This is a genomic window from Spiroplasma sp. ChiS (assembly GCF_002968355.1).
Taxonomy (GTDB): Bacteria; Bacillota_I; Bacilli_A; order Mycoplasmatales; family Mycoplasmataceae; genus Spiroplasma; species Spiroplasma citri.
In genome coordinates this window covers 24,452-37,914 of sequence record NZ_PUUH01000318.1, presented here as the reverse complement: position 1 = coordinate 37,914, position 13,463 = coordinate 24,452, and the positions used below count along the sequence as shown (strand labels likewise).

Here is a 13,463-nt window from a genome sequence, read left to right as displayed (position 1 = left end):
TATTACTCTCCTTTCTTTCAATTTCTTTTTTATCTTTTTTCTTTCCTCGAATTTGTTTAATTTTTTGATAAATTGATAAACCAATTCAAGCAAAAATCCCTAATATAATAACAACACTAAATATTGTCGTTAATCAAGTTGGCATAATATATCTCCTTTCTAAAAACTAAAAAATTGAAATTTGCAAACTCGCTCCGCTCGTTGTCGCTCCGCTCCATTAAAAACACTACTGAATAAATTATTCGCTAATAAATTACGCGGAATAATTTATTCTTTTACTTTTTAATTTCAATATCTTTTGCAATCTTATTAACAGTATTAATAACATTATCTTTACCATACTTTTTCACTAGGGACCGCAAAATAAAATATTGCTTTGTTTGCATAATTTCAACTCCTCAATTAAAAATATTAAAAAAATTTACTTTCCAAAACTGTAAAAACCAAAAATACAAAATGTATGTGGTTTCTACAAAAATGTTTATTTTTATATTGTATCTAACTATTTAATTAGGTAGAATTACTTTATTATAGTTTTATTAAAAGTATAAGATTATTTTCTCCTTACCATTTACAATCTATAATTTTTTAAAAAAAAAAAAAAATCTAATATTTTCAGGCTAAAATAATATTGAGTGTAATTTTACACATATTGAATATGAAAAAATTCAAAGAAAGGTCACAAGTATGAAAAAAGGTCAAAAAAGAAAACTAAAATTATGACATAAAATTACAATTTGGGGAATCTTAAATGCTTATGCGTTATCATTATTAATTGCTGTGTTTGCTTTACCACAAACACCTTGACATTGTCGTTTATTCGCGTTTATTAATATTTTTGTTATATTATTAGCACAAGTAATTTATTATACTCGTCTTTATTTTAAAAATAAAAAGAAAGAAACTAAAAATAAACCTATTAAATTACAATAATTTAAAAAAATAAAAAGAACACATTATTCCTAACAATAGCATTATTTAAATGGAAAAGTGTTCTTTTTTTATTTTTTGTTAGTTGTAAGATAAATTAAATGATATTTTCGTTTTCCACGACGAATAATTAAATATTTATTAAATAAAAACTTATCTTTTGCTACAGTTCAAGTTTCTTCTTTAATAATTTGACCATTAATAGTAATTGCACCTTGTTCTAAAAAATCACGACCTTCACGTTTAGAAGTAACAATTTCTGCTTGTATTAATAAATCAAGAAGTGGTAAATTAAAGTTTGTTAAATGAAAATTAGGTAAACTGTTATGAAGTTGCTCTAACTGTTGTTCTGATAATTCATGTAAACTGCCTTTAAATAAGGTTTCACTAACAATTTGTGCTGTTTTTAGTCCTGATGCTTGATGAACAAATAAAGTTACTTCTTCTGCTAATTTTTTTTGTACAATGCGTTGTGTTGGTTCATTTTGGTGCGCTGTTTCAAGGGATATAATTTTTTTTTCAGATAACATTGTTAAATAACGCAACAATTTTGCTGTTTCTTGGTCATCTTGATTATAAAAGAATTGATAAAATTCATAGGGTGATGTTTTTTTTGAATCTAATCAAACTGCCCCTGATTCTGTTTTTCCAAATTTTAAACCATCATCTTTTGTTAATAAATTCATTGTCAAACCACAAGCTAAATTATCTTCTCCAATTTGTTTATAAATATAATCTGTTCCGGAAGTAATATTGCCTCATTGGTCACTACCACCAATTTGAACAGCACAATCATAATTAATATATAATTGATAAAAGTCATAAGCCTGTAATAAAGTGTAAGCAAATTCAGTATATGATAAACCAACTTCAATTCTAGTTGCAATATTTTCTTTTGCTAATAAATAACTAATATTAAAATCTTTGCCAACATTTCGCAAAAAATCAATCAAGGTCATTTTTTGTAATCATTCAGCATTATTAACCATTTTAATTTTTGCACCAATTAATTGGTTCATTTGTTGACTAATAGTTTCAACATTATGTTTAATTGTTTTATCATCTAACAATACTCGTTCTGCTTTTTTCCCACTAGGATCACCAATCATTCCTGTTCCACCACCAATAATAGCAATTGGTTGAAATCCAAACATTTCAAAACGTTTTAATAACATAATTTGAATTAAATGACCAACATGTAACGAATCACCGGTTGGATCAAAACCACAATAAACTCCTTTTTTTAATTCTTGCGCTTTTAATAATTTTGTTTCATTAGTTACTTGCTTTAATAGTCCTCTTCATCTTAATTCTTCTAAAATATTTTTTACCATCATTTATCTCCTTTGCTATTTAAAAAACTCTAAATTATTAGAGTTATTTCTTATCCACTTTTAAATCTTTTTTAATTGGGGCTGGCTTTCCTTCTTCAATAATTTTTTCAGAAATTGATGCTGATGTTTTTTTTAAATCTTCAGTTACCTTAATTCCAGCATCAATTGCCGAAACTGTTATTTTCGCTAAATCTTTTGCTACTGCACGCACATTTGGTGATTTTGCTGCTGCTTTAATTAATTTAACTGCACCACTATCAATTTTCTTTAATGTCTTATAAGCCATTTCTTTTGTTGAAGCAGAATCTAAAATTTCCACTGCACCTTTGACATTTTTAATGTGTAATTCAATATCAGCTGCAACTTCATCTGATTCTATTCCTTGCGATTTTTCTCATACAATCTCAATTTTATTAACCATTTTTTTAAGTTGTGGATTATATTTTTTAACTAAATTAATGAAATCTTGTCGTAATTCTGATCCTTTTTTCGGAGCAATTAACATTCCTACTACCATCACTGCCAATGTTTTAACAAATTTAAATGCCATAATTACTCCTTCTCATCAGAATTAGCAAAATCTTTTAACTTATCAACAATTCGATAGGCAATATCTTTATTACGAGCAATAATTTTCACTCATGCTTTAACATTTCGTTTTGCAAACGCTTCAAAAACATCAATATAATTTGAAACTTTAACAACGGTATCAACAGTAGAATTTAACATTTCTGATTTATAAGTTAAGTCTTCAACAAAATAATCAAATTTCTTAGCAGCAATTGCAACTTTTCGTGCAGCAATAATACCATAACAGCAAAAAACAATTGCTAAACATAATAAAACAATGATTAAAATTGTCTGTGAAATTAATAAATTATTATTTGTTGCTAACATATATATCATTCTTTTCCACCCTTTTTCTAATCGTATTAAATATTACTTTTATATTATAACTTATTTTATAATTTATTTTAAATAATATTAGAATAATTACTTAACTTAATAAAAAAGATTTAACAAGTTAATGCTAAATCTCTAATTTGCACAAAAATTTTTAATTCGCTGACTTGGAGGTGTTTTAAAGGCACCAACCACAACATTACAAATAAGATCATTTTTTCAATCTCGTTCTGACAATGACATTTCAAATAAAATTTCACGAAAAGAATGATCTTTTTTAGGGGCAAGGCCAAGGCCATTTGTACTAAAATTAGCACTTCCTGATCAAAAAGCTAATATTTCATTATGCGCATTGTATCACACATATAATTTAGTATGCGTTTTAGGTTTAGTGTACTTAATAAAATCAGAATCAGAAACATTAGGTTTCGGATGTTCACGAATAATATTTAGTCGATTAATATTTTTTTCATCTTTTAATAAAATTATTTCATCGTTTGGATTATATCCAGCACTAGTATTACCAATAAAAAGATCTAAACTAATATTATCCCTCTGCAGTTTCATCTAAATATCGTTTAATAACATTAGTATCACCATCACCAGTCAACACTAATAATCCTGTTGCTGTTTTCATTTTTGCATTTGCTCTATGTGCTTTTACAATCTCATTAAATTGGCTTTTTTCTTTCAGCACATTTACTTCTGACTGATAGGTTGCTTTATCATTAACATCAAAACCAGTACAATTTTGTTGATACAAGGCATTAATTCGTCTGGTATTAATTTGTTCTGTTTCAGAAATCCCTCCACAAAAGATATCACGCCCAAGTCCTTTATAATTTGTAATATTATATAGAACTTCTTTATAAGATGGATCTTTTAATAAGGCAGATTCTGAAAAATTACCACTACCCGTAAAATAACGAATAATTTCTTTTGTATCATTAAACCAAAAATACGATTTCATATGTGATAACCTATTAGGTTTATCAATAACATTAGCTTGTTTATTTAAATTATTGTGTGAAAATTCTTGGTTATATTTTGCGACACGTTCTTGTTCATTTTTTGTACGACCTGCAGTCATATAACTACGAATAATATCAACTGAAAATTTACCTTGAACACTTTCAAATAGATACTTTTTGACAAGAGATGTTCCAACAAATCCATTAATAAAAACAACATGTGCAGTATCATTTGGTGTTTCTTTAATCATTTCTCATATTTGGCTTTTTTCTGTTTCAAAATCACCATTCATATTTTTAATGCCAAAAATAATACCTGCAATAACTCCTGTTGTTGCTAAAACACCAAAAATTGTTCCTCCAATTATCATTGTTTGTTTTTTTACTTTTGTATTCATTCAATTAATTCCTATCTTTTTGTTAAATTATTTAAGCAAATGTTGCTTCATAATTTGATTCATATTGATATTTTTTAATATTTATTATCCTTTTTTATAATAAAAGTTTTAACAAAAAAATAGCAACAGTGAAATTGTCTGATTCCCCTATTCATTCTTTTAACTGCCCTATTAGTTTTTGACAGTCTCTTTACCTATTCATTATTATTTTTATTATCAGTTTGAATATCATTAATCTGTGTTTTAATTCATTCACGACGTTTTGCCTCTGCTTCTTTTGCTGTTTGTTCTTCAATTTCTAACATTCGTGATAAATAAGGATTACGATTAGTATGATATTCTTTAACATGCTCCATCTCTGGTTCAGAATCACTATTTCGTAAATCATGCAATTTCTTATGATATCCTGATGTATTTTGTGATAATGGTTTTGGACGGCGAAGAAACTGATTATTTAAATTATTTTCTTGTAAATTAAGTAACGTTTTAAATCTGACCGCTCCCGCTTTTGTTAAATTATGTTGAATTAATTGACGGCGTTGTTCTAATGGCATATCTTCAGAAAAATTATCATCAATATGATAATCTTCAGCAACTGCTTTTCGAATTTGTTCATTAATTTCTCTTTGCTCTTCAATTCCTTCAAACATTGCAGTTTGCTCATAAGCATAGGCATTTTGTTCTGGCATTGGATTACGAATTTTTTCTTTAATTTGTTCTAATTCTACTTTTAACTCAGCTGTTCTGTCGCCAAAGATATTTGTTCCACTTTTTCGTGGCTTTAATAAAAATGATACCGTTTGTGCTGTTGGTTCAGATAATTTATTTTTCGTTTTTAAAGTTGACGGAATAATTTCTTTGTTTGTAACAAGGTCATATTTTCGAAAATATGGTTCAATTTTAGTTTTATCTAAAGATGGAATTTTTTCTTCAGTAATATGAATTTTTGCTAACTCTGCCTTCTTCTCACTCACCTGCTGATCAATAACATCCTTAATCGACGTTATGGGTTTATTTTCTTTTTGTTGTTTAGATGAATGCGACATATTAGTTTTAAATTCATCAGCTCCATCTAATTTTTTTCCATATAAAGGTGAAATAACTTCACACAATGACGTTAAAGGAGATTTATTCTTATTATTCTTATTATTATTCTCAAATATAATTTTTTCGTTTTCTTTTTGATGTTGTTTTCGTTCATGTTTTAAATGAGGATAAGCATCATCATGATTATAATAAGACTCTATTTTATGGTTTTTATTTTCACTCATCATGAAAACCCCCTTTATTTACATATATTATAAAACATTTCTTATTTTTTAACTAGTCGCTTTGAAGTAATATTACTTCGTCCAACTTTCGCTTGATCAACACCATTTAATTGAACAGCATCACCAGTAAAACCAATATTAATTTTTGCCAACGATTCACCAACTCCATAAATATCAACAGGAACACCTTCTTTTTCAAAATCCTGGATTTTTTGCGTATTAAATCCTGATGAAACAATAATTTTAATATGTCGATATCCTACTTTATTTAGGGCTTGACGCAAAGCACAAATTAAGTGTTTATTAACACCATTAATTTCACTAATTGGATACTTATCTTCTTTTCCAAGAAAATATTTATCAATTAATGATTGAGAAGTATCAACACGAACTGCATATAAATTTGAAAATGCATCTGCTACTTGCAAGGTATCAGTAATAACATCATTATTATAATCAACTAAGGCCACTAATTTATCAGTTGGATAAAACTTTTGATAAGCTTTCAAAGCTGCAATTAAATCACCATTAAAAGCTTGAATTAAAGCATGTGGAACAGTCCCAATAGGTTCATAATTACCAACTAATTTTGTTACTTGTGCCGTTGTAACAAAATTAGTTATTCCACCGATTTTAGCAGCATAACCATCATTTTCTTGATTATAATAATAATCACTGCGATCATTCATATATATCACTGGCTTATTATTAGCTGCTTGTAATACTCGATAACAATTTGTTGCAATACTTGTTTGTCGGGCCAAAATTCCATCAATAATACCCTCTAAATGACCAAACTGATAATAATGACCAGTTACTTTTAAAACTGGTTCATTAGTTTGAATTAAATCGCCATCTGTTAATGCAGTAATTTCTAAACTTTCTGCATTAAAAGCTTCCGTTTTTAATAATTCAACACACTCGTTAACGCCTGCTAAAATAACATTTTCTTCGCGTTGAAAAAACTGCATTGTTATTAAATCATTTGGTTTCTCATTTTTTAAAATATTCGCTGTTTTTAAAAAATAAATTGCACTATAATACCCTGCCTTAATTTTGCCCATTATAATATTCCTTTCAAAAACTATTTCCAAGGTGATATTGCTGATTTGATAATAACATAATTTTTTTACCAATAATATTGACTGGCAATCCTAATTCTCGTTCAGAACAAAGCATTCCATTTGAAATAACTCCTCGTAATTCACTAGGAACAATTTTTAAACCTGATGGCATAATCGCCCCAACACGTGCAACAACAACTAATTGGTCAATATCACAATTATCAGCCCCACAAATAATTTGTTCAGTTGACAAACCAATATCTACTTGGCAAATATTTAATTTATCAGAATTAGGATGTTTTTTGCGTTCAAGAATTTTACCAACGATAAATTGTGGTTGTTGATTAATATTATTAAAAGAATAATCTTCTTGTTTAAAAATAGTTCCTAACTCTGCTAATAAATCATAATTATCATTATTAATACCTAACTTTAAAGGTACTGTTAAATGCTTACTAGCATTTAGCAAATTAAACCCGCAACATTGGTGAGCTTGATTATAAAATAAAACATAATCATTATTAATAACATACTCAACCTTATCAGGTATTGATTCATATCCAATCAAAACATCAAAGCCTTGATTATAAAATAAACCAATTGTTTTTGTTCCCATTTTTACTCCTTACTACTTCAATTAAATTCTTTAATTTTTGCTGCATCTAAATCTTCAATAATTGTTGTTACTAACTTAATTGTTTCATTAAAGTCATCTAAATCTAGAATACCACTAATTGTATGCAAATTACGAGCAATTAAACACGCTTGAATAGTTGGAATACCAACTGTTGTCAAATGAACCGCTCCAGCATCAGTTCCTCCTAGCGAAATATAAAATTGATATTTTATTTCATGTTCTTTCATCAATTTAAGTTGATATTGAATTAAATCATAACGCGTAATATAGCCATTATCCATCCCACGTAACATGACACCTTGCCCCAATTGACCAAAAGTTGTTTTTGATTCATAATCTTGTCCTGGTGAAACATCAGTTACAATTGCAAAATCAGGATTAATTAATGTTGTTGCTGTTTTAGCACCTCGGATTCCAACTTCTTCTTGTACACTAAAACCAACGTATAAATCATAATCTAATTGTTTATTTTTAACTTGTTCTAAAACTTCTAATCCTAAAATAACACCCATTCGGTTATCAATTGCTTTAGATAATAATCGTTTATCATTTAAGAAAACCGTTGGTCCTTCACAAATGACAAAATTTCCTTCTCGAATTCCGGCACTATAGGCTTCTGCTTGTGAAGAAAAACCAAAATCAACTAACATATTAGCAATTGGGGTTGGTTTTAGCCGAGCTTCTGGTGACAGTAAATGCGGCGCAATTGCTGAAATTGCACCAGTCAAAAATGTCCCATCATATTTTAGCAACTTTACCCGCTTGGCTAATAATGTTTGCTCCCAAATGCTTCCTAATGGATTAATCCGGACGAGACCTTTACTATTAATTTGACTAACCATAAAACCAACTTCATCACCATGTGCCATTAACATTACCTTTTTCGGATTTGTGATTCCTTTTTGATTTCGAATTACAGCAAAGCAACTTCCTAAATTATCTTGAATTATTTCTGAAGTATATTTTTGATAATATTGTTTTAATAGTTTAACAACTTGATGCTCACATCCAGATGGCCCAAATGCTTGTAAAATAGTCTCATACATTTTTTTCTGTTCAGTAGTAATTTTCATTGTTATCTTCCTTTCATGCTTGAAATTATTATATCAAAGTTTATAATTAATATATTGTTAAGACTTTAACAATACCTTAACTTAGATTCAATGATACTTAAAAGAGAGAAAATAAATGGAGGAAAAATATGCGCAAAGTTGCATTAATAATCGACTCATCGTCTGGAATTAAGAAAGACGATTTAAAAAAATACGAAGATACTTATTTATTACCATTATTACTAAATTTCCCAGATGGTAGTGAAGTGGAAGATGACGAAGATGTCATTTCATTTAATGAATTTTATGATATTTTAGAACATCAAGTTATTAAAACTAGCCAAATTCCAACGGGGAAAATGTTAAGTACTTGAAACGAATTGTTAAAAAAATATGATGGCATTGTTTTTATGGGCTTATCAAAGGGGTTATCTGGTCAACATGAAAATATTTCAATGTTAGCTCAAGGCGATGAATATAAAAACAAAGTCTTTGTTATTGATACTGACGGGGTAAGTCAACTGCTAGTATATATGATTGATCTAGTATATCAATGAATTGGAGAAGGAATTGAATTAGCAGAAATTCAACCAAAACTTAATTTAATTAAAACAAAAGTTAGTACCTTTATTATCCCAAAAAGTTTGGAAACTTTAAAACGTGGGGGGCGAATTACAGCTGCAGCTGCAGCTTTAGCATCACTTTTAAAAATAACGCCTATTTTGAGATATGATGGTCGCATTGATAAATTTGATAAAACTAGAACATTTAAAAAAGCTGTTGAAACAGCTTTAGGACAAATAAAAAAAGAACGGCAAAATTGAAAAAACATTATTTTATTGCATTCAAGAACAGATGATGAAACATTAAAAGAAGTTTTCAATATTATTGAAGACGCGGGTGCTAAAATTACTTCAACATACATTTTGGCAAATGTTATTGCAGCTCATACAGGAACAAATACGGTTGTGCTAGTATGTTGAGACCAATAAAAGGAGGTACAACCAATGAGTAAAAAAATTGCAATTTTAACTGATTCATCAGCAGGTTTCACAACAGCAGAAATTAAACAATTGGGTATTCATGTTATACCCTTACACATTATTTTAAATAATGAAATTGATATCTTAGATACAGAAGAAGAGACAACAAAACATAATTTTTATGAAGTTGTTCAAACAGGAACAACAAAAACAAGTCAAGCATCAACCGGTGAATTAATGGTTAAATATGACGAAATTTTAAAAAAATACAATGAAATTATTCATTATCCAATTGCTGAAAAACTTTCAAGTCAATATGCAACTGCTTATGTCTTAAGTCAAGATGAAAAATACCGTGGAAAAGTTCATGTTGTTCGTAATCATACAGCAGCTTTTGCCTTAAAAACATTAATAATTTATGCTAATGAATTAACAAAGCAAAATCTTAGTGTCAAAGAAATTATTACTAAAACAAATGAACTTGAACAAAAAACATATATGGCAATGATCCCTGGTAGTTTAGATCGTTTGTCAAAAGGTGGGCGTGTTGAAAAAGTTTTATTATCATTAATTAACTTATTTAAAATTAAAATTTTAATTCAATGAGGAGAATATCCTAAAAAAATTGGCTCATCACGAACTTTAAATAATTTAATTGAAACATTAGTTGAAACATGAGAAAAATTTAAAAAAACAGTTAAAATAAACTTTCAATTATTTGTTTTAAAAACAAGTGAATGTGCTAGCAAAGTTTGAGATAATGTTACTCAAAAATTAAATGAGTTAAAAGTTAATTATCATACTGAAAATTTAGCTAATATCTTTGTTGCACATGCAGGTTTAAACACAATTGCTTTCATTGCTGTTCCACAAATCACATAGTAATAAAAAATCATTTCTAATATTAGAAATGATTTTTTATTTTTTCTTCATTAAATGGCGGAAGTAAAGAGATTCGAACTCTTGCATGGATTACTCCATCTAACGGTTTTCGAGACCGCCCCCTTCAACCAGACTTGGGTATACTTCCACTGTTTAAACTGGCAGGGGTGACAGGACTTGAACCCACAACGTACGGTGTTGGAGACCGCTGTTCTACCATTAAACTACACCCCTAAATCTTTTTTAAATCATAACATAATAACATAAAGATGGCAAAATAAAAAAGTATTTCCATACTTTCATCTTTTTATGTTATGGCAGGGGTAGCAGGACTTGAACCCACAACACCCGGATTTGAAGTCCGGTGTTCTACCGATTGAACTATACCCCTAACAAGATAAATTAAGCACCAAAATTGTCACTTAACTATTTTAACAAAATAATAGAAAATAGCAAATAATTTTATTTATTTTCTTCATTGGAATGCTCTTCAAATTGAAGTGGTTCATATTTTTTATTATGGCACTGGTCACATATTCCATGCCCTTCAATTTTAAAATGCACTGGTTCTCAATTAATATTTGTCATTACTTCTTTCAAGTTATCTAACTTAATTTCTTGTAAAATATTCGTATCTTTGATATGAACAACATTTTTGCAAATGTCACAAACAATATGAAAGGATGGGTTTTCTGCTAAATCATATCAAATTTGTTTACCATCAAAAGAATTTGTAAAAACAATATGCTCACTAATTAATAAATCAATTGTGTTGTAAACTGACATTAAATTAACATTTTTAAATTCTTTCTCTAATAATGTTACAATTTCAGTTAATGTTAAATGTTGTTTTTCTGATAAAATTTTAATAATTGCTAACCTAATTTCAGTAATTCGATAATTTTTACTTTTTAATAACTGTACAATCCTGTCATATGATAATGCCATTGTCACCAGCTCCTTTATTTTTTAATTTCTTTAATAACTTCAACTAAATTTGCAACTGTTTTAATATCCATTAATTTATCATCTGGAATTTGAATTTCACATTTTTTTTCAGCTTCAATAACTAAATCCATTAAATCTAATGAATCTAATCCTAATGATTTAAACTCCGTATTTAAATCAATTGGTTTAGAAATTCCACGTTCTTTTAAAACTTTTTTAACTTCATCTAGCACATTCATTTAAAATCCCTCACATTCTCTTAATAATTAATATAATTATAACAAGTTTAACAATAAAATAATAGCGTTCACTAGTGTAACCTTCCTAAGGTAAGTTTCCAAACTTAATATAATTGTTGTTCATTATGGTAATGATAAACGAATATTGCTTTTGAATAACTAATTTTTTCATTACTATAATAGAAACTAAGATAACTTATTGGATTATGAAAAAACATCATTTGCGGAATTCAACATTTTAAAAAATAATAATGAAAACGAATATTATCAAAATAATATTGACCATATACATAATTAATTTTTGTTCGTAATTTTCTAGGATCTAAAACAAATTTTTGTTCTGGTTGTAATTCAATATTTTCATCGTCTTTATTAAAAACATGCAAATTAACTTCAGGTTTATTATTACTAATTAAAATATTTTTATAAACATAAATAAAAATAACACTTAAAAAAACTAATATTGACAACAAAAAACCAAGAATAATAACCAATCTTTTATTAAAATTTTTTTTCATCTATAACTAATTTTTGTTCAACAAAAAAATCAAATTCAAATTGTGCTAATAAATCTTGGTTAAATTCTTTATTATAATAATTCGGTAATTGTTGCGTAATGATTCGGTAAGTAGTTGTTAAACATTTAAACCAATTTGAGTTAACAAAAAAATTATTATTAATATTTACCTTAGGAACAATTGGTTTAAAAATAAAATTTTGAACAAGATTAAAATTAAATTGTTCTATTGTTGTAATGAAGTTTATTTCACTTTGTGCAAGAAAGGGATTAACAAGAAAATTATTTACTGCTAAATTATTATTTGCTTCAATTTCAATTTGATCTTTATTTTGATTATAAACTGTATTCTCAGCAAAAAAAATGTTCATAAACCTTGTGGTTTAAATTATATTTTAAATAACCTTGTAAAATCTTAAAATTATATTTTGTTTGTTTGCTAATTACTGTTGTTGTTGGAATTAAAAGATGTTGATTATTAAAAAATGTTCATAATTTTGCGACTTTAGTATTCAAATCAATTAGAAAATCAGTTATATCTAAAGAATTAAAAACACTTAAACTACGCAAAGCAAATAAACTAGGTAATTTTGTTTCAACTATTTTTGGGGGAATTAATTAAAAATAATTAGCAAAAATATCATAAAAAGTCTTAAATTTTTTTTGTTTTTCATCGTAATTTTTATATTGAACAATTCCGAACAATTTTTTTGTTTGTTCAAGAAAGTCTTTTTTATAATTAAAATTTAAATAAAATTCTTGATAAGAATTTTTTGTTACTAAATCATTGTCTCCAAGATTAGGTGCATTAATAACTAAACTAATTTTATTTGCTTTATTGGTATCAAAACACTGGGCTAGAATAATAACTTTCCCTCACTTTGAATATTCTCTTGTGTTTGTGATATTTTTAAAATTGTTGAACTAGATGCTGCTTGCAATTCAGTTGTAATTTGACAGTGTTTTTTATTGTTAATATTTCAATATACTTTTAACATTGAAAAATTAAAATTAAATTGAGAAAAACGTTTTTTAAAAACATCAAGTAATTTTGTGTTTGGTTCATGGTCAATTTTATATGCTGTTGTTAATTCACCAGTCGGAGTAAACCATGGTTTTAAATTACCAATATTAGGACGAATATAAAAAGCATATGCTTTACTATTATCGCCATTATCAAAAGCAAATAGCGGAATTGTTAAATCTAATGCTAAATTAATTTTATTATTATAAGCAAACTGAAAAGAATTATAAACTGCTAATGGTTCTTCAACAAAATTTTGATTAAACAAATAAAAACCTCCTTTACAATTGAAATTTATCAAAAATAAAAG

At 27.3% G+C, this 13,463-nt stretch carries 18 protein-coding genes and 3 tRNA genes; 3 read left to right on the top strand and 18 right to left on the bottom strand.

What is annotated here, in order from left to right; genetic code table 4:
* Positions 1-145: hypothetical protein (locus tag C6B38_RS09165; RefSeq protein ID WP_105299394.1), on the bottom strand; the 145-nt coding region annotated here is incomplete at its 3' end.
* Between the two features lie 542 nt (positions 146-687).
* On the opposite strand from C6B38_RS09165, the gene C6B38_RS09160 reads away from it, so the two are divergent.
* Positions 688-933 (top strand): hypothetical protein, encoded by a 246-nt coding sequence (locus C6B38_RS09160; protein WP_105299393.1) that lies wholly within the window; start codon positions 688-690, stop codon positions 931-933.
* A 68-nt stretch (positions 934-1,001) separates the two neighbouring features.
* On the opposite strand, the gene tyrS is transcribed toward C6B38_RS09160, so the two are convergent.
* From tyrS to C6B38_RS09120, 9 genes are all read right to left on the bottom strand, one after another.
* Positions 1,002-2,264: a tyrosine--tRNA ligase gene (gene tyrS / locus C6B38_RS09155; protein ID WP_105299392.1), complete on the bottom strand. Its 1,263-nt coding sequence runs from the start codon at positions 2,262-2,264 to the stop codon at positions 1,002-1,004.
* Positions 2,265-2,307: 43 nt separating this feature from the next.
* Positions 2,308-2,814, bottom strand: a complete 507-nt coding sequence (locus C6B38_RS09150) for a hypothetical protein (protein WP_105299391.1) — start codon at positions 2,812-2,814, stop codon at positions 2,308-2,310.
* A 2-nt stretch (positions 2,815-2,816) separates the two neighbouring features.
* A complete protein-coding gene (locus tag C6B38_RS09145) occupies positions 2,817-3,170 on the bottom strand; it encodes a hypothetical protein (protein ID WP_105299390.1) in 354 nt (117 codons plus the stop codon).
* Positions 3,171-3,302: 132 nt separating this feature from the next.
* A complete protein-coding gene (locus C6B38_RS11760) occupies positions 3,303-3,734 on the bottom strand; it encodes a restriction endonuclease PLD domain-containing protein (protein WP_233485745.1) in 432 nt (143 codons plus the stop codon).
* Positions 3,715-4,536, bottom strand: coding sequence for a restriction endonuclease PLD domain-containing protein (locus tag C6B38_RS09140; protein WP_233485744.1), 822 nt, complete (start codon positions 4,534-4,536; stop codon positions 3,715-3,717). Before C6B38_RS09140 ends, C6B38_RS11760 begins: the two co-directional genes overlap by 20 nt.
* Positions 4,537-4,730: 194 nt before the next feature.
* Positions 4,731-5,807: a hypothetical protein gene (locus C6B38_RS09135; protein ID WP_105299389.1), complete on the bottom strand. Its 1,077-nt coding sequence runs from the start codon at positions 5,805-5,807 to the stop codon at positions 4,731-4,733.
* A gap of 41 nt (positions 5,808-5,848) precedes the next feature.
* Positions 5,849-6,871, bottom strand: coding sequence for a nicotinate phosphoribosyltransferase (locus C6B38_RS09130; RefSeq protein ID WP_105299388.1), 1,023 nt, complete (start codon positions 6,869-6,871; stop codon positions 5,849-5,851).
* Positions 6,858-7,487: a YtpR family tRNA-binding protein gene (ytpR, locus tag C6B38_RS09125; RefSeq protein WP_105299387.1), complete on the bottom strand. Its 630-nt coding sequence runs from the start codon at positions 7,485-7,487 to the stop codon at positions 6,858-6,860. The genes C6B38_RS09130 and ytpR overlap by 14 nt, the downstream gene beginning before the upstream one ends.
* Before the next feature lie 2 nt (positions 7,488-7,489).
* Positions 7,490-8,581: a M42 family metallopeptidase gene (locus C6B38_RS09120; RefSeq protein WP_105299386.1), complete on the bottom strand. Its 1,092-nt coding sequence runs from the start codon at positions 8,579-8,581 to the stop codon at positions 7,490-7,492.
* Between the two features lie 128 nt (positions 8,582-8,709).
* On the opposite strand from C6B38_RS09120, the gene C6B38_RS09115 reads away from it, so the two are divergent.
* Positions 8,710-9,552, top strand: a complete 843-nt coding sequence (locus C6B38_RS09115; RefSeq protein WP_105299385.1) for a DegV family protein — start codon at positions 8,710-8,712, stop codon at positions 9,550-9,552.
* A gap of 15 nt (positions 9,553-9,567) precedes the next feature.
* Positions 9,568-10,425: a DegV family protein gene (locus C6B38_RS09110; protein WP_105299384.1), complete on the top strand. Its 858-nt coding sequence runs from the start codon at positions 9,568-9,570 to the stop codon at positions 10,423-10,425.
* A 55-nt stretch (positions 10,426-10,480) separates the two neighbouring features.
* Here the strand turns inward: C6B38_RS09110 and C6B38_RS09105 are convergent.
* The 8 genes from C6B38_RS09105 to C6B38_RS11750 all read right to left on the bottom strand — a co-directional run bounded on the left by C6B38_RS09105 (position 10,481) and on the right by C6B38_RS11750 (position 13,421).
* A tRNA-Ser gene (locus C6B38_RS09105) sits at positions 10,481-10,573 on the bottom strand.
* Between the two features lie 11 nt (positions 10,574-10,584).
* Positions 10,585-10,659, bottom strand: a tRNA-Trp gene (locus C6B38_RS09100).
* Between the two features lie 81 nt (positions 10,660-10,740).
* A tRNA-Trp gene (locus tag C6B38_RS09095) sits at positions 10,741-10,816 on the bottom strand.
* A 71-nt stretch (positions 10,817-10,887) separates the two neighbouring features.
* Positions 10,888-11,373, bottom strand: a complete 486-nt coding sequence (locus C6B38_RS09090; protein WP_105299383.1) for a Fur family transcriptional regulator — start codon at positions 11,371-11,373, stop codon at positions 10,888-10,890.
* Between the two features lie 14 nt (positions 11,374-11,387).
* Positions 11,388-11,612 carry an acyl carrier protein gene (locus C6B38_RS09085; RefSeq protein WP_105299382.1) on the bottom strand — a complete coding sequence of 75 codons (225 nt, stop codon included), beginning with the start codon at positions 11,610-11,612 and terminating at the stop codon, positions 11,388-11,390.
* A 104-nt stretch (positions 11,613-11,716) separates the two neighbouring features.
* Positions 11,717-12,130 carry a hypothetical protein gene (locus C6B38_RS09080; RefSeq protein WP_105299381.1) on the bottom strand — a complete coding sequence of 138 codons (414 nt, stop codon included), beginning with the start codon at positions 12,128-12,130 and terminating at the stop codon, positions 11,717-11,719.
* A complete protein-coding gene (locus C6B38_RS11755; RefSeq protein ID WP_233485743.1) occupies positions 12,114-12,500 on the bottom strand; it encodes a hypothetical protein in 387 nt (128 codons plus the stop codon). The genes C6B38_RS09080 and C6B38_RS11755 overlap by 17 nt, the downstream gene beginning before the upstream one ends.
* 486 nt (positions 12,501-12,986) lie before the next feature.
* Positions 12,987-13,421 (bottom strand): hypothetical protein, encoded by a 435-nt coding sequence (locus C6B38_RS11750; RefSeq protein ID WP_233485742.1) that lies wholly within the window; start codon positions 13,419-13,421, stop codon positions 12,987-12,989.
* Positions 13,422-13,463: the final 42 nt, after the last annotated feature.